The 22,726-nt window shown below is 56.9% G+C and carries 18 protein-coding genes; 14 read left to right on the top strand and 4 right to left on the bottom strand.

Features of this window, described 5'->3' with window-relative positions:
* The first annotated feature begins 4 nt into the window (after nucleotides 1–4).
* The 5 genes from AC27IT_RS11920 to AC27IT_RS11900 are packed head-to-tail and all read left to right on the top strand — an operon-like array spanning nucleotide 5 to nucleotide 8,297.
* A complete protein-coding gene (locus AC27IT_RS11920) occupies nucleotides 5–1,708 on the top strand; it encodes a hypothetical protein (RefSeq protein WP_429791077.1) in 1,704 nt (567 codons plus the stop codon).
* A 16-nt stretch (nucleotides 1,709–1,724) separates the two neighbouring features.
* Nucleotides 1,725–2,708: an AAA family ATPase gene (locus tag AC27IT_RS11915; RefSeq protein WP_007782969.1), complete on the top strand. Its 984-nt coding sequence runs from the start codon at nucleotides 1,725–1,727 to the stop codon at nucleotides 2,706–2,708.
* Nucleotides 2,705–3,586 (top strand): DUF58 domain-containing protein, encoded by an 882-nt coding sequence (locus tag AC27IT_RS11910; RefSeq protein WP_283858273.1) that lies wholly within the window; start codon nucleotides 2,705–2,707, stop codon nucleotides 3,584–3,586. The genes AC27IT_RS11915 and AC27IT_RS11910 overlap by 4 nt, the downstream gene beginning before the upstream one ends.
* Nucleotides 3,587–3,607: 21 nt before the next feature.
* On the top strand, nucleotides 3,608–5,467 hold the full coding sequence (locus tag AC27IT_RS11905) for a vWA domain-containing protein (RefSeq protein ID WP_283858272.1): 1,860 nt from the start codon (nucleotides 3,608–3,610) through the stop codon (nucleotides 5,465–5,467).
* A complete protein-coding gene (locus AC27IT_RS11900; protein WP_327944286.1) occupies nucleotides 5,457–8,297 on the top strand; it encodes a VWA domain-containing protein in 2,841 nt (946 codons plus the stop codon). The genes AC27IT_RS11905 and AC27IT_RS11900 overlap by 11 nt, the downstream gene beginning before the upstream one ends.
* Before the next feature lie 80 nt (nucleotides 8,298–8,377).
* Here the strand turns inward: AC27IT_RS11900 and AC27IT_RS11895 are convergent, their stop codons facing one another.
* Complete coding sequence (locus AC27IT_RS11895) at nucleotides 8,378–10,618, bottom strand: multicopper oxidase family protein (RefSeq protein ID WP_487091814.1); 2,241 nt, start codon at nucleotides 10,616–10,618, stop codon at nucleotides 8,378–8,380.
* Between the two features lie 242 nt (nucleotides 10,619–10,860).
* Here AC27IT_RS11895 and AC27IT_RS11890 point away from each other — a divergent pair, with 242 nt between their 5' ends.
* Nucleotides 10,861–11,640, top strand: coding sequence for a class I SAM-dependent methyltransferase (locus AC27IT_RS11890; protein WP_025848294.1), 780 nt, complete (start codon nucleotides 10,861–10,863; stop codon nucleotides 11,638–11,640).
* Nucleotides 11,641–11,776: 136 nt separating this feature from the next.
* Nucleotides 11,777–13,492 carry a methyl-accepting chemotaxis protein gene (locus AC27IT_RS11885; RefSeq protein WP_429776769.1) on the top strand — a complete coding sequence of 572 codons (1,716 nt, stop codon included), beginning with the start codon at nucleotides 11,777–11,779 and terminating at the stop codon, nucleotides 13,490–13,492.
* A 113-nt stretch (nucleotides 13,493–13,605) separates the two neighbouring features.
* Here AC27IT_RS11885 and AC27IT_RS11880 read toward each other — a convergent pair whose 3' ends face one another.
* The gene (locus AC27IT_RS11880; protein ID WP_007782957.1) at nucleotides 13,606–14,748 is read right to left on the bottom strand and encodes an ABC transporter permease; all 1,143 of its coding nucleotides are present in this window, start codon (nucleotides 14,746–14,748) and stop codon (nucleotides 13,606–13,608) included.
* Nucleotides 14,745–15,488, bottom strand: coding sequence for an ABC transporter ATP-binding protein (locus AC27IT_RS11875; protein ID WP_005830689.1), 744 nt, complete (start codon nucleotides 15,486–15,488; stop codon nucleotides 14,745–14,747). The genes AC27IT_RS11880 and AC27IT_RS11875 overlap by 4 nt, the downstream gene beginning before the upstream one ends.
* Nucleotides 15,489–15,680: 192 nt before the next feature.
* Between AC27IT_RS11875 and AC27IT_RS11870 the strand changes: the two genes are divergently transcribed.
* From AC27IT_RS11870 to AC27IT_RS11845, 6 genes are all read left to right on the top strand, one after another.
* Entirely contained in the window at nucleotides 15,681–16,100 is a 420-nt protein-coding gene (locus AC27IT_RS11870; protein WP_327944283.1) for a hypothetical protein, read from the top strand.
* Between the two features lie 122 nt (nucleotides 16,101–16,222).
* Nucleotides 16,223–16,852: a SurA N-terminal domain-containing protein gene (locus AC27IT_RS11865; RefSeq protein WP_429776980.1), complete on the top strand. Its 630-nt coding sequence runs from the start codon at nucleotides 16,223–16,225 to the stop codon at nucleotides 16,850–16,852.
* 154 nt (nucleotides 16,853–17,006) lie between these two features.
* Entirely contained in the window at nucleotides 17,007–18,515 is a 1,509-nt protein-coding gene (locus AC27IT_RS11860) for a spore germination protein (protein WP_025848298.1), read from the top strand.
* Nucleotides 18,516–18,543: 28 nt separating this feature from the next.
* Nucleotides 18,544–19,725, top strand: coding sequence for a Ger(x)C family spore germination protein (locus AC27IT_RS11855; RefSeq protein WP_431809660.1), 1,182 nt, complete (start codon nucleotides 18,544–18,546; stop codon nucleotides 19,723–19,725).
* 20 nt (nucleotides 19,726–19,745) lie between these two features.
* A complete protein-coding gene (locus AC27IT_RS11850) occupies nucleotides 19,746–19,973 on the top strand; it encodes a hypothetical protein (RefSeq protein ID WP_005830697.1) in 228 nt (75 codons plus the stop codon).
* Between the two features lie 94 nt (nucleotides 19,974–20,067).
* Complete coding sequence (locus tag AC27IT_RS11845; RefSeq protein WP_237716631.1) at nucleotides 20,068–20,403, top strand: hypothetical protein; 336 nt, start codon at nucleotides 20,068–20,070, stop codon at nucleotides 20,401–20,403.
* 94 nt (nucleotides 20,404–20,497) lie between these two features.
* Here the strand turns inward: AC27IT_RS11845 and AC27IT_RS11840 are convergent, their stop codons facing one another.
* Complete coding sequence (locus tag AC27IT_RS11840) at nucleotides 20,498–21,364, bottom strand: SDR family oxidoreductase (RefSeq protein ID WP_007782948.1); 867 nt, start codon at nucleotides 21,362–21,364, stop codon at nucleotides 20,498–20,500.
* A gap of 336 nt (nucleotides 21,365–21,700) precedes the next feature.
* On the opposite strand from AC27IT_RS11840, the gene coxB reads away from it, so the two are divergent.
* Entirely contained in the window at nucleotides 21,701–22,720 is a 1,020-nt protein-coding gene (gene coxB / locus AC27IT_RS11835; protein ID WP_005830702.1) for a cytochrome c oxidase subunit II, read from the top strand.
* Nucleotides 22,721–22,726: the final 6 nt, after the last annotated feature.

Genomic DNA, 22,726 nt, shown 5'->3' with positions numbered 1-22,726 from the left:
AGCCATGTTTACGCCGAAAACCGACAATGAACTGAAGTCACTGCTGGAGCCGGTGCGCAGGCAACTGCAAAAACAGGTGCTGCTGCACCATGTAACACAGTACGGCTTGTGGGGAGCGGGGGGAAGCGCACTGCTTCTCCTCGTTGCCCGTTTTTGGCCGATCCCGTATTACCAGTGGTTTGTGGCGGCGCTGATTCCGTTGGCGCTGCTCGTGGGAGGGCTGGTTGCGCTCCGAAAAAAACCGACGCTTTTGCAAAGCGCGCAGGTGGCAGATGGAAACGGCCTGGCACAGCGGGTCGAGACAGCGTGGGAGCATCGCGAAAGCACTTCTTCTGTCGCGGTCATGCAACGAGAAGACGCCCTGCGGCACTTGCGCAAAAACTTGCCACACATTATCGAGAGCATTCGCATTTGGGCTGGTTTGCAAAAAAAGCTGTACGCGACGGGCGGCTTGCTTTTGGCGAGCTTGCTCCTGGCGATTTTGCCGAATCCGCAGGATGGCATCCTCGCCCAGATGGCCCTGGAAAAACAGGCAATCGCCCAGGTGGAAAAAGAAATCGAGGCGATCAAGCAGGAGGCGAAAGCGAGCGAAGGCTTGAGCGAAGCGCAAAAAAAGCGGCTTGAGGAAATGCTGGAACAGGCGAAAAAAGCCGTGGCAAAAGCAAATGATCCCGCCGAACGGCTCAACGCGCTGCGAGCGGCGGAAAAGCAACTGGAAAAGTTGCGGGCAGCGGAGCAGAGCAAGGCGGCGTCGCTGCAGAGCTTGCAGCGCAGCCTGGGCAGCCAGCAGTCGACAAAGTCGCTCGCGGACGCTCTCGCAAAAGGCGACCGCGAAGCGTTGACGGCTGCGCTTGCCCAGATGGCAAAAGCGATGGAGACGCTGAGTGAGCAGGAGCGGGCGGAGTTGACCCGTGAGCTGGAAAAAGCGGCAGAGCAACTAAAAAAAGACGCGGAGGCAGCCAGCTCGCAGGAGTTGGAGGAAGCCGCCAAACAACTGGCGCAGGCAGCCCGGGAGCTGGCCGCCGGACAAGACCCGCAAGCGCTGGCTGCGCTGGAAGCGAGCATGCAGCAAGCGCTGGCAGAAGCCAGGCAGTCACAGCAGGCGATGCTCGCCGCTGCACAGGCGGCAGCCTCGCTCAATCAGTCGCAGATGACGCTGGCAAGCGCCGGGGCTGCCGCTGACAATAGCGGGAGCGCGGGAGGCGCTGCGGCGGGAGCGGCCGGGGCAGGACAGGCGGTGCCGGCTGCCACGACACCTGGCGGCAGCCCGACAGCATCGGGCACGGGCACGGCAGCAAACGCGAATCAGGCGCCCCCGCCTGCAAACGGCAGCCAGGGAGCAGGGCAAGGAAACGGCTCTGGCAACGGCGCGGGCAATGGTTCCGGGAAAGGGGCGGGCTTGGGCAACGGAAACCGTAAAGGCGCGGGAGCCGGGCTCGGCGAAGGAAAACACGAGCTTGTCACCGTCCCGTACAGCCGCATCGGCTCAGACAGTGGTCCAACCGAAACAGTAGGAGGTCCGCTCGGCGCGGGGCCATCCCAGTCGCAGCAAAGCGGCAACACGCAGGTGACCTCCGGAGGAACGCTGCCGTATGAGGAAGTGTACGGCCAGTACGAGCAATTCGCCCGCGAAAGCATGGAAAAGGGCAGTATTCCGGGCGATTATCAAGACATCGTCAAAGACTATTTCAGCAAAATCGAGCCATAAAAAGGAGGGCGCGGCTGTGGCACAGCAAACAATTGAGGATTGCCTGCAGCGGGTAGAGCTAGTCAGGCAGGAAATCGGAAAAGTACTGGTGGGACAAAAAGACGTCGTCGAGCAGCTTTTGTGGGCGGTTTTCGCAGGCGGGCACGCGCTGTTGGAGGGCGTTCCCGGGTTGGGGAAAACGCTTCTGGTAAAAACGTTGTCCCAAGCCTTCGAGCTTTCGTTTCAGCGCATCCAGTTTACGCCTGACCTGATGCCGACCGATATTACCGGAACGAACATTCTTTTGGTAGACGAGACAGGGCAGCAGTCGTTCCAGTTCCAGCACGGGCCGATTTTCGCCCATGTCGTGCTCGCGGACGAGATCAACCGGGCGACGCCCAAGACGCAGAGCGCGTTGCTTGAGGCGATGCAGGAGCGCACCGTCTCCGCAGGGGGCGTCACTCGTCCGCTGCCTGCGCCGTTCTTCGTTTTGGCGACGCAAAACCCGCTGGAGCAGGAAGGGACCTATCCGCTGCCGGAGGCGCAAATGGACCGCTTTTTGCTGAAAATCGACGTGCCGTACCCGACGGCAGACGAGTTGAAAACGATCGTGACGCGGACGACGACCGGACAGTCTGTGCAGGTGGAAAAGGTGGCTTCGGGGGAGCAGATCGCCCACATTCAGCAGGCGGCCCGCGAAGTTTTGGTGGCAGACGCGGTGCTCGATTACGCCGTCAAGCTGCTGCTCGCCACCCATCCGGGGGAGCAGGCCGTCGCCTCGGTCAACCAGTACGTGAGAAACGGAGCAGGTCCGCGCGGCGTGCAGGCGATCGTCTCCTTGGCAAAAGTGCGCGCGCTTTTGGCGGGACGCTACAATCTCGCCTACGAGGACGTGGAGGCGGTAGCGCTGCCGGCCCTGCGCCATCGGATTTTCCTCAACTTTGAAGGCGAGGCGAGCGGCGTGCGCGCCGACCAGATCGTCCGCGATATATTGACTGCGCTGGCGAGGGAAAAAGCATGAGTCAGCACCTGCTTGACCCGTCGTGGCTGGCCCGGCTGGAACGGCTGCAGCTTGCGACGAGAAAAGCCGTCAGCGGCAACCGCGCGGGAAAGAGGCGGTCCAGACAGCTCGGCAGCTCGATGGAATTTGCCGATTTTCGGGCGTACGTGCCGGGCGACGATTTGCGGCAGTTGGATTGGAATGCGTATGCGCGCTCCGGAAAGCTGTTTTTGAAAAAGTACCTGGATGAAACCGAGCTGCACGTGAACCTGTACATTGATTGCAGCCGCTCGATGAGCTACGGTCAGCCGGGCAAGCTGTCGCGCTCGGTCCAGATTGCAGCGGCCCTGGGCTACCTGTCGCTGTGCCAGCTCGATCACGTCTCCGTCTACGCCTTCGACAGCCGCATCGTCGCGTCTTTGCAAGGGTTGCAGGGCAAAGGCCAGGCGCACAGGCTGCTGCATTTTTTATCATCGGTCCAAGAAGGCGGCACGGGTGATCTGCACGCCGCGCTCCGCCAGCCGGGCGCGGTTCGGGGCCAAGCGGGGATTTCGATTGTGCTGTCCGACTTTTTGTTTCCGGCGGGATACGCAGAAGGGCTGGCTTACTTGCAGGCAGCACGGCAGGAAGTGACGCTGGTGCAGGTGCTTTCCCAGGAAGAGCTGCAGCCTGCCTACGCGGGAGAGCTGCGCCTGATCGACGCAGAGACGAGTCAGGCAAAAGAAGTGTCCATGACCGGACTGCTGCTCGCCGAGTACCAGAAAAGCTTGCAGGAGTATCGGCAGGAGCTGGCCGCCTTTGCCTATGGGAGAGGAATCGCCTTTACAGGAATCGAGGCGGAGCAATCATTGGAATCCATCGTCTTTCACGTATTTCGGCAGGCGGGCATGATTCGCTAGAGAGGAGGGAGAGGAACAACTATGCAGTGGATGGGTTTGGGCAACTTGTGGTTCGCGCTGATAATCCCGGCCATCATCGTCCTCTACCTGCTCAAGCGAAAAGTAGAGGACCGTGTCGTGCCGAGCACGCTGCTCTGGCAGCGCACCTTGCAAAACTGGGAAGCGGTGCGGCCGTGGGAAAAGCTGCGGCGCAACCTGCTGCTCATCTTGCAGCTTCTGGCGGCATGTTTGCTGGTGCTGGCGCTGACCAGACCGGCGCTGCCGACGGAAGGGATTGCGGCCGAGCATACCGTGCTCGTCGTCGATACGTCAGGCAGCATGCTGGCAAAGGAAGGCGAAGAGACGAGGCTGGCGCGGGCTGTGTCTGAGGCGAAGGCGCTGGTAGAAAAGCTCGGCAGCGGGCAGACGATGACCTTGATCGCGGCGGGAAGCGAGCCGAATGTGCTCGTGTCCAAGAGCGCAGACCAACAGGAGCTGCTGGCGGCGCTGGGGAAGCTGACGGCCAATTTGGGGGCGTCCGATCCGCTGTCTGCGCTTTCGCTGGCGGGAGCCATCGCGGCGAACGAGCCGGGAAGCGGGGTCATCTGGCTCGGGGATGGACATGCCGAGCACAAGCTTGTTCCTCAGGCGCTTCCGGCTTCGTCCGCGAGCTTCCGGTTCGTGCAGATGGGACGGTCGCGTGAAAATGCGGGCATTGCTGCCTTCGTGACGCAGCCTGGGCAACAAGGCACAGAGGCGCTTTTGCGCGTGGACAACTACGGCAGCGCGCAGTCGCGGGGAACCGTGACTGTTTTTGACGACCAAGGCAAGCTTTTGGACACCGACTCTTTTGCGATCGAAGCGTCCGGCTCTAAGACTTTTTCGTTCAAGGAGCTGCCGAAGTCGCCAGCCTATCGCGCCGTGATCGAGCCGGAGCAGGATAGTCTGATGGAAGACAATGCGATCTGGAGCGTGCCCTTTGCGGCGAGCAAAGGAAAAGCCGTGCTCTACACCCCGGCGGGCAACCGCTTTTTGCATCAGGTCATGCAGACGGTTGGCAGCATGGAGGTGGAAACGGTCCAGAAAGCTCCCGAGCCGAATGCGGAAGCACGCGATCTGTGGGTATTTGACGGCGAAGTGCCGGACAAGCTGCCGCCGGGAAACATTCTCGTCATTGCGCCCGACAGGAAAACGGACTGGCTGCCGCTCGCGGGAGAACAAGAGTTGAATCAAGGACCGCAAGCGGTATCCGCAGACGATCCGCTGCTCAAATACGTGGACTGGCGCGAGGTGCATATTGCCAAAGCGGCGGTACTGGGGGAAATGCCGGGGATGAGGGCAGTAGTTCGTGCGGGCGACGTGGAGCTGGTCCGGGCAGGCGTGGTGGACGGCCGGAGAATCGCCGTCATTGCCTTCGACCTGCACAATTCCGATTTTCCGCTGCGTCCGGCTTTTCCCATCTTCATGCAAAACGTCGTGAACTGGCTCTCGCCTGCACAGGCGACGCCGATTGCCACAAGTCATCCCGGGGATGTGCTCACGATCCCGCTGACACCGGGCGCAATAGAGCGGCGCGTGACCTATCCAAACGGACAGCAGCAGCCGATCGCGGCGGAAGGGAACGTCTGGACGATGCAAGTGCCCGAGCAGCTCGGGCTGTACCGGATTGACGAGACGGCAGATACGGGGACGGTCAGCCGCTATTTTTCCGTGCGAATGAGCGATGCCGAATCGGATATTACGCCAAAAACGCTCAGTGTCTTCAGCGCTTCGGCCGGACAGAGCGAAGGAGAGCAGCAAGCGGCAAGCGCGACAGGTACGCAGGAGCTGACGTACTGGCTGGCGGCGCTCGTCCTGCTTGTGCTGCTGGTGGAATGGAGGGTGTACCAGCGTGGGTATTAACTTTACACAGCCATGGCTTCTGCTGCTTCTGCTGCCTGCGGCGTACCTCGTCGCAAGCTGGTGGCAGAAACAAAAGCAGATGCCCGCAAGCCGCAAAGCCGTCATTTCCGCGATTCGCTTCGTCCTGTTTGCGCTGCTCGTCCTCGCTTTGGCAGGTACGCAACTGCTCACCCCTGTTCAGGCGAAAACGGTTGTGTTTGTCGTGGACCGTTCCGCCTCGATGAAGGACGATCCGCGTGTCCTCTCCTTTTTGCGTGAGGCCATCGGGCAAAAGCGCCCGGAGGACAAGTACGCCATCGTTGCCGTCGGAGCGGAAGCGGCGGTCGATCAGCCGCTGACGACGCGCGCAGAACTTGCGCCGCTCGGCGTCGAAGTAAACCGCCAGGCGACCGATCTCGCAGAAGGGATTCGGCTCGCTGCGGCCATGATCGGCAGCAACACCCGAGGCAAAGTCGTGCTGCTCACGGATGGCATCGCGACGAGCGGAGATGCAGCCAGGCAAACGAGACTGGCTGCGGAGCGCGGCATCGGCGTAGAGGCTGTCTCTTTGCAACAGCCGCAAGGAGACGAGGTCGTGCTGTCCTCCGTGCAGGTTCCGCAGCGGTTGTACGCTGGCGAGGAATACGCGATCACGGTCGATGTGGACAGTACGCTCGCTACCGAAGCGACGCTGCGATTGTACGAAGGAAATCGCGCAGCAGGCGAGCAAACGGTTCAGATTGATAAAGGGCACAATCGCTTCGTCTTTTCGCAAAAGGCGATGGAGCAAGGCTTTCATCGCTACCGCGTCGAAATCGAGCCGCGCCGCGATACCGTCCAGGCGAACAACCAGGCGGCTGCCTACACACAAGTGGCAGGCGCTCCAGTCGTCCTCGTCGTCGAGGGCCACCCGGGCGCGGCAAAAAATCTCATCGAGGCGCTGCAGGCGGGCAACATGCAGGTGGAACTGCGCGAGCTTGCCATGCTGCCGAAGGAACTGGAAGGCTACAAGCAGTACGCGACGATTGTTTTGGCCGATTTGTCTGCAACACAGGTGAGCGATGCCGACATGGAACGAATGCGGACGGCTGTCCGCGACCTGGGCATCGGTCTGGTCATGACAGGGGGCAGTGACAGCTTCGGGATGGGCGGCTGGTTCCAGACGCCGATCGAGGAGGCGCTGCCCGTGCACATGGATTTGCGCGGAAAAGAACAGCTTCCTTCGCTTGGGCTGGAGCTGGTGATCGACAAATCCGGCAGCATGAGCGCCGATGCGAAGGGCGTCGACAAAATGGAGCTGGCGAAGGAAGCGGCGATACGCGCCACGACCATGATGAATCCGCAAGACTACATCGGGGTGATCGCCTTTGACGGCAGTCCGTGGGAAGTGGTTGAGCCCCAGGCCGTCACGAAGCAGGAGACGATCCATCAGCAAATTGGCGGCATCTACGCCGATGGCGGAACGGATATTTACCCGGCGCTGCAGTTGGCGTACGAACGGGTAAAAACAATGAACACGCAGCGCAAGCACGTCATTTTGCTGACAGATGGACAGTCCGGCATGCAGGACGATTACCAGGGACTTTTGCAGCAGATGACGTCCGAAAATATTACGGTGTCCACCGTCGCGGTTGGCGATGACGCAGACATGCAGCTTCTGGAAATGATTGCGCAGGCGGGAAATGGCCGTTACTACTTTGCCAACGATGCCGAGTCGATTCCGAAAATTTTCAGCAAGGAAACGGCGCTGGCCAGCCGTACGTTTATTGTGGAAAAGCCGCAAATACCGGAGGTGACGGGAGCCGGGATGTGGCCGAGCCTGCAGCACGCGCTGCCGCCGCTGCGGGCGTACGTGGCGACGACGGCGAAACAGACGGCGGAGACATCACTTCTGAGCGCGGATGACGATCCGATTTTGACCCGCTGGCAATACGGGCTTGGCCGCTCTGTTGCCTGGACGAGCGATCTCGAAGGCAAATGGGCGCCGGACTGGATCGGCAACGGGCGGCTCTGGAACGAAGTGGTCGCCTGGACGTTTCCGCAAGTTGCCGAAGGAAAGTGGAAGACGCAAACGAGCATCAACGGAGCGACAGGCAGCGTCAAAGTGACGATGCCTGCCGGGGAGAGCCTGCCGCAAGAGTTGGAGGCGGTCGTGCTCAACCAGAAGATGCAGCGCGAAGTCATCAAGCTGAAGCCGATTGCGCCCGGCGTCCTGAAAGGCCAGTTTGAGACGGCAGAGCCTGGCACGTATATGATCCAGATTTCGGAAAAAGCGCAGGGACGGGTATTGGCGAGCCAAACGACAGGACTGACCGTCTCTTACTCGCCTGAGTACGGCATGACGCCGGACGGGGAAAAAGAGCTGCGCACGTGGCTGCTCGCGGGCGGCGGCAAGCAGATTGCCGAGCCGGAGGAAGTATTTGGCGGGGAGCTTCCCGAGAAATGGGATACCCAGTCGATCAGCGAATGGCTACTGATGCTTTCGGCCTTGCTGCTGCCAGTAGACATCGCCGTGCGCCGCCTGCAACTGCCGGAACAGTGGTGGGCCAAGCTTGCGAACCTGTGGCGCAGGCGGTCAGCACCAGCAGCAGCGGCTGGACAGCAAGCCGTGTTTGACAGGCTTTCCGACAAGCGCGCTGTGCTGACGCGCTTGCGGCCGGATGCCGCTGTGCAGGAGCAGGAGGGCAAGGACAAGCCTGCGTCACAAGTACGGGCAGCCGTGCATGAGCCAGCGAAAAACAGGCCGGAAGCAGCGGCGCGAACACAGCAGCAAGCTCGCGCAGAGAGCGAGGATGCAGACGACACGCTGAACAGGCTGCTCGCGGCCAAGAAGCGGCGGAGCAAGCCGTAAGTCGCCAAGGCCTTTTGTACGCGGTAGAACATAGAACAAAGGCAGCCTGCTGTATGCCAGGCTGCCTTTGTTCCAAACGATTATTCCGGATGATTGCGGGTTGCGTGACCGGCTTCGTAAGGGGAGGTTACCCCTTCGTACAAAAGGTGCATGCTCATGCCAAGCGCGGCGTGATCCTGGTTGTGGCAATGATCCATCCACAGGCCGGGATTGTCGGCGCGAAAAGCCACTTCATACGTTTCGCCCGGGGCTACATTGAGCGTGTCCGTCCACCATGGACTTCCTGTGACGGGCTTGCCGTTGCGCGTGAGCACTAGCATGTGGTGGCCGTGCAAGTGCATCGGGTGATCCATGAAGCTGCGGTTGACGAACGTCATTTTCACCAGATCGCCCTCGGACACCATCATCATGGGCGTATAGGGGAACACCTGGCCGTTGATGGTCCACAGGCCGTCAAAGCGGCCGTCGTACATCCCGAAGGCGACGTCAAACAGCATCTGGTATTCGCGATCAAAAGGCGAGTTCGAGTCAAAGGGCAACGCCATCGGCGCACCGTAACGGGCGGGATCGAACAGCGGCAAATTGTCTTGCAGGGCAGGCGACTCTCCGCGGCCGTCCGGGCTGAGCAGCAGCCCTTTTTCCCCCGTCTTCCCTTTTCCGGCTTGCGCGAACAACACAGGGCGGTCCGGCATGGTGAAGTACAGGTCGTATCTGCCGCCAGCCGCCAGCTCCAATGCCTGGTTGGCGATCAGGTTCGGCTCGTTTACTTCGTTGCCGTCAATGGCTACAACCTGAAACGAGCTGCCGCAAAGCTGGTAGGTGACAGGCAGGTTTTCCGCGTTGATAAAGCGAAGTCTTACCGGAGTGCCAGGCGAAACCGTTTGCATCGCAAGCGTGTCAGCGCCGTTGATCGTCGCGCCTTCGCCTTTTGGCTTATGATGAATGACCGTGAGATCGCGAATGCTGGAGTCCGCTCCTTGCGCGCTTGCCGCAGGCTCGATCACCAAAGCGCCAAACAGTCCTTTTCGCACCTGGACCGATGCTTGCTGGTGCGAGTGATACCAAAACGTCCCGGCTTGTTCGGCTATGAACCGATAGACGTGCTTTTCGCCGGGGAGCACGGCGTCCTGTGTCGCTCCGGCTACGCCGTCTTCGGCATTGGGGACGTTCAGGCCGTGCCAGTGAATGGTGACGCCATCGGCAATATCTTTGTTTTCCAGCACGACCTCGACCAGCTCGCCCTGCTTGATGCGCAGCTCTGGGCCCGGGTATTGCCCGTTAAAAGTCCACGCCTCCATCGTTTTTCCGGAGGGCAGCCGCACGGTGGCTTTTTGGGCAGTCAGCTTGAATTGCCGATCGGCTTCTCCTTCGCGCGGTCCGGTCAAGTCCGCCACGCTCACCGTCTGAATGGCGGAAGAAGCGCGGTCGTGCCCGGCATGGGCCGATTGCGCGTGAGCAAACAGCCCCGTGCCGTGTCCGGTGTCGATGTTCGTATGATCTGTCATTTTGAACTGCTCAGGCAATTTGCTGGCAAGCAGCGCCTGATTGCCCCAGAAGACGATTCCTGCCGACACGAGCAACAGAACTGCCGTTCCGCGCAAAAAGCGCAAAAACGGCGCAGGCGGCTTCCATTCTCCAGGGCGAAAACAGCGCTGCTGCCGCCACGATTGCATGATCCAGAGTGCTGAGGTGCCTGCTACAAGCACGCCCCAGGCGAGCAGGAGAATCGATGGCTCCAAGGTGACAGCGGGGTAGAAAAATTGCAGGAAGCAGGCCGTCAAGCTGCCGAGGACAGACGCCTGCAACGGAACGATCAGTTCGGGGGCTGACGCCACTTTTCGCAAATCCGCATCGACCAGTTCAGGATCAGATGGCTGTGCGTTGTCGCTTGGAAGCAGTTCCGCCATTTCCGAAGCGGCGGCGTCCTCGGAGAGCAAGGACAGATCGGGATTATCCACGATGTAAGACGGCTTCTCCTTGGACTTGTCCAGCTTTGCCGCCAGTTGCCACAAGCGGGGCAGCGAAATGAATAGAACAGAGAGTAAAGGGACGACCATCAGGGGCAGGAAGCCGAGCGCTTTATCCCTTATGTAAAGCCAACCAAAGGATTGAAAAAACGCCCAAGTGACAAACAGTTGTCCGGCGAATGCGAGTACGGACAGCCAGACAAAAAACAGTGTCCAGCGTGCCTTTTTTGCCAGCGCCCGTCTGGTTGGCTGATAGACGAGCGCCTTGGCTTTAAGCGTAGGGATCAGCGCAGTGAAAACCAAAACGACAAACAAGCCTTGATGGATCCCGGCGAGCACTTCAAAATCTGCCATAGAATAATTCCTCCCGTAAGCTTTCCATTCTTACATGATAGAGAGGTTCGGCAGTCAACCAAACGTACCCGGGCAGTATTTTCCCTCCGACTCAGGACGGATAACAAAAAGGAAAGGGGAACAGACAGCATGTCTTTTGATTTTGTGGAAACATAACAACGCTCTTTTCGCTGCCGTTCTCCGCCTCAATGGACGGGCTTTTGCAAACAGCTTGCCGTCTACAAAAAAGGAGGAGAACAAGAATGAACAAACAGAAAGAAATCGAAGCTTTGCGACGCGAAGTGGAAGCGCCGTTTGCCGGATGGAATTTCCAGCGGCTGACCGAGACGGGGAGGATGCAGGAAGCTCCTTTGTCCTGGAACTATCCGAGCGTGGTCAAGCAGCACATGAACGGCATCGGCTCCATGCTCGACATGGGCACAGGCGGGGGAGAGCTGCTGGCTTTGCTGCAGCCGCACCCTGCGCGGACATTTGCCACGGAAGGGTATGCGCCAAACGTAGGGGTAGCGCGGGCAAACCTGGAGCCGCTGGGCATTCAGGTGATCGAGGCGGATGGCGAGGATGAGCTTCCTTTTGAAGATCAATCGTTCGAGCTTATCATTAATCGGCACGAATCGTATTTGCCCGAAGAGATTCTCCGGCTGCTTGCGCCCGGCGGAGCCTTTGTCACACAGCAGGTTGGCGGGCAGGATAATCTGGAGCTGAACCGCTTGCTGGGGGCGCCGATCCCGCCGGATTACTTGCACTGGAACCTGGCATTTGCCACCGAGCAGTTGCGGGAAGCAGGCTTTGCCATTTTGCTGCAAAAAGAAGAAATGAGCTTCACCCGTTTCTATGACGTAGGAGCGATTGTGTACTATTTGAAGGCGATCGAATGGCAAATTCGCGATTTCAGCGTGGAGCAATACGCAGAAGCGCTGTTGGACCTGCAAAAGCGGATGGAGCCTCTCGGTTACGTCGATATTCCCAACCATCGCTTCCTGATCGTGGCTACGCCGGAAGTCAAATTTGTTAATAATTAGGCTGCCTTTTGTCGATAAGATAAATAGGGAGTGTTTTGGCAAAAAGCGCCCTTTGTGGCGTTTTTTGTTTGCAGAGGTGTCTTCCTGGGAATGATCTGTCAATCTATCGTATAAGGCAAAGGAGAAGTGAGCAAGGATGAGCAAGAGCCTGGCTAGTCGTGTAGTTGCGCTCGTGGCTGTGATTGTCGTGATTACGATGGCCGTCAATATTTTCATGATTAACTCAAACAGCGCTACTACCGTTGAACGTACGCTTTCACGCTCAAGCATTGGAACCGCTACGCATATTGCCGCAGGGATCGACTCTGAAAAGCTGGCGAAATTTTTGGCCCAGCCCGAGAAAAATGACGATTATCAGTTCCTGCAAAATACGCTGAAAGATTATGTGGAGAAGACCGGGGCACTTTACGTCTACATCCTCCAGGCCGATGGAGAAAAGGTCAAGATCATGGTGGACGGATTGGGGGATGAAAACTTCACGATCGGTCAGCCTACAACTTCGACCACGTTCGCTGACATTTCGCCAGTGCTTCAGGGTGGCACCAGCAGTACGCCAATCGTGCACGATCCGGTGTACGGAGCGTACCTCAGTGCGTTTGCGCCGATTCAGGACCAATCCGGAAAAGTCATCGCCGTGCTTGGCGTCGACACGGCAGCAGAAAAGGTTGAGCAAATAAACGAGCAGGTTCTCGCTGAAATTATGCCGCGCATTATCGCCTCCATGGTTGTTCTCACAGTGATTGCGCTTGTTTCCGTTTACTTTGTGGTGAAAAAAATGTTGCGTCCGCTGGGGGTTGTCCAGGAGGCGTCCACGCGCATTGCGGGTGGGGACCTGACGGAGACGCAAATTCCGGTTGCGAACAGAAATGATGAGATTGGCCGCATTGTGGTGGCATTCGGCGAGATGACGACGCAACTGCGCCAGATCATCGGCGGCGTCAAGGAGACGACGGAGAGCATTGACAATATGGCTGTCTCCATCCGCGAAGGCGCATCGTCTGTTCGCGAGCAAAACCAGAACATCGTCATCACGAGCCAGGAAATTGCTTCCGGCAATGAGCAGACCGCTACCGCGATGGAAACAGCCGTGCAAACGGTACAGGAATTTTTGAGCGAGCTGTCCGAGCTGAATCGCGCGATCGAAGCGATGGACGCGGTGTCCAACCAGGTATCTGACATCGGACAGAGCAGCTATCAGGTGCTGCAAGAGTTTCTCGCCGACGGAACGGAAACAAACCACCAGTTCCACGAAGTGCAAAATACAATGGCGATTCTCGAAGAAAAATCGCGCAGCATCAATGACGTGATTGAAACGATCCAGCAAATCGCCGGACAGACCAACCTGCTCGCCTTGAACGCAGCCATCGAAAGCGCGCGCGCCGGGGAGGCGGGCCGCGGATTTGCGGTAGTCGCCGACGAGGTGCGCAAACTGGCCGAGCAGACGGGAGCGGCGACGCTGGTCATTCAGGAGAGCATCAAGGACATCCAGGACCAGGTGAAGCAGGCGGCGGAAAAGACGAACGGGACTTTGAACCGCTACAACGCCGGAACAGCGCGCCTCGATACGGTGGCAAAAGAAATTACGGAGCTGTCCAATATGACAAACACGCTCAAGGCGTCGCTTGCCAACGTCATGTCCAGCGTGGAAACGATGAAGCACGGTCAAAACAAGGTGAACGAATCGGTCTTGACCGTCACCGCCATTTCCGAGCAGACGGCAGCCGCCACCGAAGAAGTATCGGCCACCATTCACGAAGTCAGCAGCAACGTAGACCAGTTTGTCGTCGAAATTCAGGAGGTCACAGAAAGCATCCAGGAGCTGCGCAGAAAAGTGGACACATTCCGCTTGTAAGCCCAGCCACCGAACGCTGGCATGCTGCGATACGAAAACAGCCCTTCGCCCAGGCTCCAAGTCCTGGCGAAAGGCTGTTTTTTTTTGCAGGCGATCATCTCGCTTCGCGCGGGCTACCACATGCCCGCTGCGACGTGCACAGCTACTTGAAGCAGCAGCAAAATCGAGCGCATCCAGACAAACGCGCGCCGTTGCACAGGCGAGGGGACAGGGAAGAGCAAAAGCTCGCTGTTTCGCTTGCTCTGCTGCCGCCAGAGGCCGTTGAGCTGGCTTGCTGTCATCAGCAGCAACAGGGCAGCCGCAACCGTCTTCGCCAGCAGGCTGGGCAGAAGCAGCATGAGCGCGGCGCCGATCAGGACCAGCCGCCCGTACATCCCGGCCAGCTCGCCGGAGCGGAGGAACGTTTTGACGTACAAATGCCGCGCTGTATTCGCCTGGCTGTAGGGCACAAGCTGCGTCAGGGCCGTCAGCCAAAAACGCGGTTTTACCTGGCGCTGCAAGGCGGGCACATCCCGAAAGTTGTTCATGATTTGATAAAAGCGGTGGCGCAAGCGATTTTCCACCGCCAGCAGGCGGTACCATTGCAGCGGCAGCCCGGCCTGGACCTTGCGCATTTGCACATGCAGCCAGACGAGCAGAGCCGCGCCGATCACGCCGGCAAAAGGAACGTGACTGAAGCTGAGAAACTGCCCCGCGCTGAGCACCCATGCGAGCAGGAGATACGACAAGCCGAATCGGGCGAGCGTGTACAGCCGCTCCGTTTTTTTCGCGGACAGCCGCAAAAATATCCAGCTACTGTGAACGTTCCAGCCCTTCAACAGAAACGGAACCAGCCAGTACAGCCACAGTTGCGCCCCAGTTGCCCCGACAACGCCCGCGTACACGGGCGAAAGCAGGAGCAAAAGCACGAACAGTCCGACGCTCTGGACAGCGAAATTGTAGACTTGCGCTTTGCGAAAATAACCGCCCAGCCGCGTCTCGTGCGGAGTGAGAAAGAGCAGGTCCGCTTCCAGCAAAAAGGTGCGGTGAGGGCTGCGCGTGACGAAAAGGGCAATGACCAGCGCCAGGCCGTGCGCCAACGGGAACCAGGGCGGAATCATCGCGATGATTCCGCGGTAATAAAGGGACAGCAATCCGGTAAGAAAGACGGCGATAAACAGGACGCCGCCATTAGCCATGTACTGCGCATACCTGATAAATTCCGTGGAAAAGGCATGCAGTCTCTTCCGAAACAATTGATCCGCATCTATCTTCACTGTTTTTCATCCTCTACGATCTGCAAATAGATGTCATCCAGGGAGTGATTGGACAACCCTGTGAACTGGCGAAGCTCGTCCAGCGTGCCCTGGGCTTTGATTTCCCCTTTGTGCAAAATGATGAAGCGGTCGCAATACTTTTCCGCAGTAGCCAAAATGTGCGTGGACATCAGAATGCCTGCGCCCTGTTCCTTGCAGCGCTGCAGCCACGTCAGCAAGGCGCGGATGCCGAGCGGGTCGAGGCCGAGAATCGGCTCGTCCACGATGTAGAGCGGCGGCTGTACGAGCAGCGCCATCATAATCATGAGCTTTTGCCGCATCCCTTTGGAAAACTGCTGGGGGAAGCGGTTCTTCATCTCTTCCATGCGAAATTCCTTGAGCAGCAGTTCGGCCCGTTTGGCAAACTCTTCTTTGTCCAAGCCGTGGCTCATCGCCATCAGCTCGATGTGCTCCCACAACGTCAGCTCCTCGTAGTAGATGGGAGATTCGGGAATGTAGCCGTAAGAGAGCCGATAGCTGTCCGGCGCGGATTGAAACGATTGGCCCGCAATCTGAATCGAGCCGTCCAGCGGCTGCAAAAGTCCGAGAATGTGCTTGATGGTTGTGCTTTTCCCCGCGCCGTTCAGCCCGATCAGCGCGACGATCTCGTGGGAGTGAATCGCAAACGAAATATTTTTGATGACAGCGTGGCTCGGGGAGTAACCCCCTGTCACGTTGTTTACTTCCAGCAAGGCTGTCATGGTTTCCTCCTTCTCACCATAACGAATGGCAATCGGTCATCCTTCTATTGTAGCGCATCAGCAAAGATTTGGAAAAACTTAAGCGCGCAGCCTTTTTTGCGCGCCGGAGCAAAGGGAAGGGATAACCGTACAAGCAATGGCTTTGCGCCTGACATAAACAAGGTATTACAAGGGACGGAGGAGGTGTGACCTATGACGCCGGGGAAACAGGACAACCAAAGAGACATGGACGCGCATATGCAACGTATCTACCAGAAACTGGACAAATTCGAAGAAAGAATCGATCAGCTTGAGGGACAAATGACGATCGTTACGAAGTGGTTGGAAAGAATCGAGCACAGACTGGAACGCTTGGAAGACGTACGCATTGATTTGCTGCAAGCGATTGCGAAGCTACAGACTGAACTGAAGTTGAGAGAAGAAAAAGCGAATAAAGAGAAAGATATCATCATGCAGCTATTGAACAACGACAATCGGGACAAGGAAAATCTGGCACAGATCATCGAAGGAGAAAAAAGCAGGAGGCAGGAGCGTTTTTTGCAAATATGGGCGGTTTTGGGTCCCGTCATTGCCTCCGTCCTCACTTCTTTTTTTGCCCGATTTTTCATGTAGCCGCAAAAGCTGGCACATAATTATATAAGAATGTGGAAAAGTTGTGTAATCCTCATTCCATTTTTCTACCGTATCTCCTGACTATACTTGGTGGGCAGATAACAGAAAGTGAGGATATCCAAGTGAAGAAGTTCGACGTTTCTATACTTTCGGTTGCCGTTTTGCTGACCGGACTGGCTGTGCTCGGTGTCTACCAGGCAGGAGAGGCAGAGAAAGACCCGGTTCTGGTCAAGGCTGGTGATGCCTCGATTACGCAATATCAACTGTACGACGAAATGAAGACGATGTACGGCAAGCAGATGATACACGAGTTGGTCGCCCAGTCGCTGATTTCACAGGAAGCCAAGGCGCAAAACGTTACGGTGACCAAGGAAGAAATGGACAAGGAAATTGCCTCGATGAAAGAACAGGTCGGCTCCGAGGAAGCGTTCAAAAACTACCTCCAGAGCATGGGCATGACCGAGCAAAAGCTGCGTGAGAAGCTGACGGTGCTGATGACCCGCGACAAGCTGCTCGACAAGGCGTTTCCGGTTACGGATGAACAGATCAAGAAATACTACGACGAGAACAAACAGCAGATGGGCTCGCCTGCGCCGGAATTTGAAAAGGTGCGCGATCAGATCAAATCTGTTTTGACCGATAAAAACCGCAGCGAAAACTACAACAATTGGCTGAACGAGATTCAGCAAACGCACAAGGTAGAATGGTACGACCCTTCCTTTGACGATCCAGCCCAGCCTGTAACGGGCTAAGCTTCTCGATCAACAAGACTTTCCCTCTCGCAAGCGACGAGCAGGGGAAGTCTTTTTCTTTGCAGCCAGGGGCAAGTTTTCCATTCCGTTCGTTTAGTAACGGGCACGGGTGGAAAAACTGGATAAATAATTGCCAATGTAAGGGAGCAATGAGATGGCTCAAATTGGCCCCAGCTTGGATGAGAATGTTCGGTATGTAAAAGAGGCGCTAGGATACAGCAATGACATAGTGATCCGCGAACTGGTTCTGGACAGCCGCGAGCCTGTACGCGCTGCTGTTGTGTACACGGATGGCATGGTAGATACCCACATGGTGCAGGGGGTTTTAATCAACAGCCTGCTTTACAAGACGCGCTTTAAAGAACTGGAGCTGGAACGCGAGGAAGAACTCGTCCCCTTTTTAAAAGATGCGGTTTTGACCGTTGGCGATATCGGTGACGTGGACAATTTTCCCGAGATGTTTACGGCCATGCTCTCCGGGTGCGCCATCCTATTCTTGGACGGATATGAACAGGCGATGGCGATCGGCTTGCAGGAATGGAAGGACAGAGGGGTGACCGAGCCGACGGCGCAAACGGTCATTCGCGGTCCGCGCGAAGGTTTCACGGAGAACCTGCGGACGAACGTTACGCTGTTGCGCAGGCGAATCGTCAGTGAAAAGATGTGGGTCGAGACGCGCAGAATCGGGGAAGTGACAAAGACGGAAATCGCGGTCGTGTACATCAAAGGTCTGGTCGAGGAAGGCGTTGTGGAGGAAGTCCGCAGCAGGCTGGACCGGATTGATATGGACGGCATCATGGAGAGCGGGATGATCGAGGAGCTGATCCAGGATGCAGCGTACACGCCGTTTCCGACGATCTCCAACTCTGAGCGCCCCGATGTGGTTGCCTCCAATTTGCTGGAGGGCAGGGTCGCGATCCTGGTGGACGGAACTCCGTTTGTGCTGACCGTGCCTTCTTTGTTCGTCGAGTTTTTTCATTCCGCAGAAGACTACTACCAGCGGGCTGATTTCAGTACGCTGATTCGGATGCTGCGATTTATTTGCTTTTTTATCGCGCTGCTCGCGCCTTCTCTCTATATCGCGATTACCACTTTTCATCAGGAGATGCTGCCGACCCAACTGCTCATCAGTCTGGCGGCGCAACGGGAGGGCGTGCCTTTTCCGGCTTTCGTGGAGGCGGTATTGATGGAGATCGCCTTCGAGATTTTGCGGGAGGCGGGGATTCGCATGCCGCGCGCTGTCGGGCAGGCAATCTCCATTGTCGGGACGCTGGTAATCGGCCAGGCCGCAGTAGAGGCGGGTATCGTGTCTGCGGCGATGGTTATCGTCGTTTCGATTACGGCGATCTCCAGCTTTATTTTTCCGGCGATCAACATGTCGATTCCCGTGCGCATCCTGCGCTTTCCGCTGATGGTGCTGGCGGCCTCCTTCGGCATCTACGGCATCATTGTCGGGGTGCTCGCTCTGGTGCTGCACTTGTGCAGCCTGCGTTCGTTTGGCGTTCCGTACATGAGCACGTTTGCTCCGTTTTCATTCAAGGAGCAGCGGGATACGATCCTGCGCCTTCCCCGTTGGGCCTTGGACAAGCGGCCTGAGTCGATCAGCAAGCGCAACCTGCGCCGCCAGTCAACGAAAATGAAGCCACCCCCGCCCGGCAAGTAGCACACGAAAAGCAAAGGAGTGGACTTCCATGAAAGGCATAAAAGTGCTTCTCTGCATCGCGCTGGTCATGCTCCTGGCCGGTTGCTGGAACCGCAAAGAACTGAACGATCTGGCTATCTGCGTAGGTATCGGAATCGACAAGGCGGAGCACGGCTATACCGTGTCTGTCCAGGTGGTGGACCCGGGGGAAGTAGCAGCCAACAAAGGGAAGCCAGGTAGGGCTCCTGTCACGCTTTTTTCCATGAATGCCCCTACTGTTTTTGAGGCGCTGCGAAAAATGACGACGGTCTCTCCGCGCAAAATCTATATGTCGCATACAAGGATGCTGATACTGGGCGAGGCGATGGCGCGGGAAGGAATTGCTCCCGTGCTTGATTTTGTGTCGCGCGACCATGAATTTCGCACGGATTTTTACATTGCTGTGGCGCGCGGAACGACGGCGAGCAGTATTTTGAAAGTGATTACGCCGCTTGAGCAAATCCCGTCCAACGAGCTGTTCGCCTCGCTGGAAACGTCCTCCAAAGCATGGGCTCCGACTGTTGCGGTGACGCTGGATCAGTTGATTGCGGATTTGACGAACAACGGTAAGCAGGCAGTGCTGACGGGCATTCGCTTGACTGGTCCGGCGGTGGAGGGGGATAAGCGGAGCAATGTGGAGCAGATTGATTCCAACGTGCTGCTGGAATACTCCACGTTGGCGGCGTTTCGCGGAGACAAGCTGATCGGCTGGCTCAACGAAGCGGACAGCAAGGCGTACAACTACATTGCCGGAAACGTGAAAAGTACGGCGGGCAGCCTTCCGTGCAAAGGCGGAGGAAGAATGACGATGGAAGTCATGAATGCCGATTCCAAGATCAAGGCCAGCCTGAAAAACGGCAAGCCGGAAATCACGGTCCTGATCCAGTTGGAAAATGACATCGGCGAGGTGCAGTGCAATATTGATCTGACGAAGATGGAGACGATCGAGCAAGTGGAAAAAGACGCAGAAAAAGGGATGGTCGAGAGTGGAATGCGCGCTGTCGCCTACGCCAAAAAAAGAGGCGTAGACATTTTCGGCTTCGGCGATGCGATTCACCGCAAATACCCGAAAGTGTGGAAGCAACTGGAGAAAAACTGGGACAAGGAATTTGCCAAGCTGCCGGTGCATATCCAGGCGGAGGTCAAAATCAGGCGGTTGGGGACGATCAGCAACGCCTTCAAAGAAAAGTGACCGAGCGAGGAGGAGGATAAATGTCTACGCTGACAGTTGTGCTCGTCTCGATTATCGTCTGCCTGTATGAGCTGCCCAGACTGATCCGCCAGAGGCAGAAAAAAGAAATGACCGTCTTCGTCGCGATGCTTGTCATCAGTGTCGGGCTGTACGCCGCCACGCAATACGGGCGGCTTGCCAACCCTGTGTATGTGATGGAATGGATTTTCAAGCCGATGAGCGATGTCATTAGCAGTTGGCTGCGTTGACAAGGGGGAGGATGGCGGGGATTGTCGGCCAAAAGCGGGGCATACTGAGAAGACCCCAGCATAAGGAGTGGGAACAAACGTGGACGGTCTTTGGATGAAGTTGCTTGTAAGCCCGATCTTGGTTGTTTTGGCCGATGCGCTCTTTCCCGAGGTGAATTTTGCGAACTTGTACCAGTCCGTCGGAGTGGGGTTCGTGCTCGCTCTCGCCGGTTTTTTTCTGGACAGGGCCATTCTCGCGCCCGGCAGTCTTTGGCTTACGACCGCTATTGATTTCATCATCGGCTTTCTCATCGTCTACGGCAGCGTCGTCTTTTTGCCAGAGGCCCAGGTTTCGCCGATAGGAGCGGGATTTGTCGCGATCTTTTACGGGGTGGCCGAATATTTGCAGCATACGTGGTTGCTTAGAGCCATCCGTTCGGGAAATGAATAGAGCCGCGCATGATGAAGGACAGCTCCGACGTCTAAAGAAGACGGGAGGCTGTCCTTTTTGCTGTTGCTTGGGTCTACGAGAAAAGCGGTGGCGTTCAGTCTGCGCGGTGGGAGGAAGGCGACAGCTTTTTGACAACCAGCCGCTCGATCCAGCGCCAGGGAAGCAGCGTTTTTGCCGCGAGCATCAGCACCGTGCTTCGCCCGACCGGATAGCGAAAGCGGGGAGCGGGGCTGGTCGCGGCGCGGACGATTGCGGAGATGACGGCGTCCGGCTCCGGGGCAGACCGCATGATTGATTCCACATGCTGGCGCAGCAGCTTCATTTGCCCGGCATAGGCGGAGTCGGAGTCTGGGACAGGCTGCTGGGTTTGCAACGCCTTTTCCCAGATCGGAGTGCGATACGAGCCTGGCTCGATGACGCTCACATAAACGTGATAGGGCAGCATCTCCAGGCGCAACGACTCGCTGAAGCCTTCGACTGCGTGCTTGGAAGCGGCGTAGGGCGAGAGGCCGGGGAAGCCGAAGCGGCCGCTGATGCTGCTCAGATTGATGATCCTTCCTGCTTGTTGTCGCCGCATGTGCGGCAGCACGGCGCGAGTGACGTCGATCAGGCCGAACACGTTGACTGCAAACTGGCTGCGCCAGTGCTCGGGAGGGATTTCCTCGGCAAAGCCGCCGTAGGCGCAGCCTGCATTGTTGAGCAACAGGTCGATGCGGCCGTGCCGTTCGATGATGCTGGTGATCGCCTGCTCAATTTCGGCGGGGCGAGTGACGTCCAAGGAAATCACTTCCATATGTTCGCTTGCTATATGCAAGTTTGCGATTTTGTCAAGAGGGCCCCTTTTTTCCAGGTCGCGCATGGAAGCGATTACGTAAAATCCGGCCTTGACTAATGCCACAGAAGCGTTCATTCCAAAGCCGCTAGAGGTTCCAGTGATTAGTGCTATTGGTCTTTTTTGCATGCGAATCTCCTTTAACTTCCCTGAACTGGTTACATTTCTCTTGAAAGTTCACAAATTTGTTCATAAATTTGTTAACAAAATCATAACAAATAGCCTTTAGATTAAGGAAAATTTATGTATACTTAAATGGTTACCACGCACTGGTAGAAGTCTGCTTTCTTGGCCTTTACTCTTTTTGTTTGTTTTAGAAATGACTGCTAATCCTTTTCCTGATTGGGTATGATAGTTGGGGAAAGTATAGCTAGCTATTTCTTACGCAAATGAAAGAGTACGTAAGCTTCTAGTTGTAAGCGTGGCTAGAACGTTACCAACACGAAGAAAGAGGGGTTCATTGGTATGAAGGGTTGGCAACAGTTTTGGCGTCAGCTTTCTCTTTTTGGTCTGCTGGCGCTGGTGTTAACCGGGTGTGGCAAAGATGAGCTCTCAGCGCTCAAGCCTTCCGGCCCGGTGGCTGCGATGCAGTATGACCTGATGAAGCTGTCCTCCGCTATCATGATCGGCGTCTTCATTGTCGTTATGCTGATCTTTACGTACGTCCTTATTCGATATCGTAAGCGCCCGGGACAGCAAGGCGTTCCAAAACAGGTCGAAGGCAATCATGCACTTGAGATTCTTTGGACGGTTATTCCTTTCCTGCTCCTGATTGTCATGGCGATTCCAACCGTTACGACCGGTTTCGCTCTGCACAAGGAATATCCAAAAGAGGAAGCGCTTCAAGTGAAGGTAATCGCTCACCAGTTCTGGTGGGAGTTCGAGTACCCTGATCTGGGAGTAGCAACCGCACAAGACCTCGTTCTGCCAGTTGGCAAAAAGGTTCAGTTCCATGTGACCTCTGCTGACGTAATGCACGCATTCTGGATTCCGGCATTGGGCGGCAAGATCGACACCAACCCAGGCCAGGAAAACAAGATTTGGCTGCAAGCAGACAAGACAGGCATTTTCTACGGTAAATGCGCGGAGCTCTGTGGAGCGTCCCATGCCTTGATGGACTTCAAGGTGGAAGTAATGGACCAGGCTGCATTTGACAACTGGGCAAACGGCATGAAGGGCGTTCAGTCCAAAGAGCCGGTAGCTGCAACATCCCCAGGTGCTGCACAAGGTCAAGAAATCTTCAACAAAAGCTGTCTCGGCTGTCATGCCATTGCCGGCAAAGGCGGCAAACTGGGTCCAAACCTGACCAACTTCGCGGATCGCGAGCGCGTAGCAGGTATTCTCGCCCATACGCCTGAGAATGTGGCAGAGTGGCTGAAAGATCCGCAAAAGGTGAAACCGGGCAACAACATGCCTAACCTCAACCTCGACGATGCACAAGTGAAAGCGCTTGTAGAGTACATGTCTACACTCAGCGTGAAGTAATTACCG

This window comes from Brevibacillus sp. YAE8 (genome assembly GCF_057543335.1).
Note: the sequence above shows the minus strand (reverse complement) of the source record. Positions and strands in the feature narration are given on the sequence as shown.

Coding starts and splice junctions, on each gene's coding strand:
- AC27IT_RS11860 (WP_025848298.1), top strand. CDS start 17,007: ATGGCTCAAATTGGCCCCAGCTTGGATGAGAATGTTCGGTATGTAAAA.
- AC27IT_RS11885 (WP_429776769.1), top strand. CDS start 11,777: ATGAGCAAGAGCCTGGCTAGTCGTGTAGTTGCGCTCGTGGCTGTGATT.
- AC27IT_RS11875 (WP_005830689.1), bottom strand. CDS start 15,488: ATGACAGCCTTGCTGGAAGTAAACAACGTGACAGGGGGTTACTCCCCG.
- AC27IT_RS11850 (WP_005830697.1), top strand. CDS start 19,746: ATGTCTACGCTGACAGTTGTGCTCGTCTCGATTATCGTCTGCCTGTAT.
- AC27IT_RS11905 (WP_283858272.1), top strand. CDS start 3,608: ATGCAGTGGATGGGTTTGGGCAACTTGTGGTTCGCGCTGATAATCCCG.
- coxB (WP_005830702.1), top strand. CDS start 21,701: ATGAAGGGTTGGCAACAGTTTTGGCGTCAGCTTTCTCTTTTTGGTCTG.
- AC27IT_RS11910 (WP_283858273.1), top strand. CDS start 2,705: ATGAGTCAGCACCTGCTTGACCCGTCGTGGCTGGCCCGGCTGGAACGG.
- AC27IT_RS11840 (WP_007782948.1), bottom strand. CDS start 21,364: ATGCAAAAAAGACCAATAGCACTAATCACTGGAACCTCTAGCGGCTTT.
- AC27IT_RS11870 (WP_327944283.1), top strand. CDS start 15,681: ATGACGCCGGGGAAACAGGACAACCAAAGAGACATGGACGCGCATATG.
- AC27IT_RS11920 (WP_429791077.1), top strand. CDS start 5: ATGTTTACGCCGAAAACCGACAATGAACTGAAGTCACTGCTGGAGCCG.
- AC27IT_RS11845 (WP_237716631.1), top strand. CDS start 20,068: ATGAAGTTGCTTGTAAGCCCGATCTTGGTTGTTTTGGCCGATGCGCTC.
- AC27IT_RS11855 (WP_431809660.1), top strand. CDS start 18,544: ATGAAAGGCATAAAAGTGCTTCTCTGCATCGCGCTGGTCATGCTCCTG.
- AC27IT_RS11890 (WP_025848294.1), top strand. CDS start 10,861: ATGAACAAACAGAAAGAAATCGAAGCTTTGCGACGCGAAGTGGAAGCG.
- AC27IT_RS11895 (WP_487091814.1), bottom strand. CDS start 10,618: ATGGCAGATTTTGAAGTGCTCGCCGGGATCCATCAAGGCTTGTTTGTC.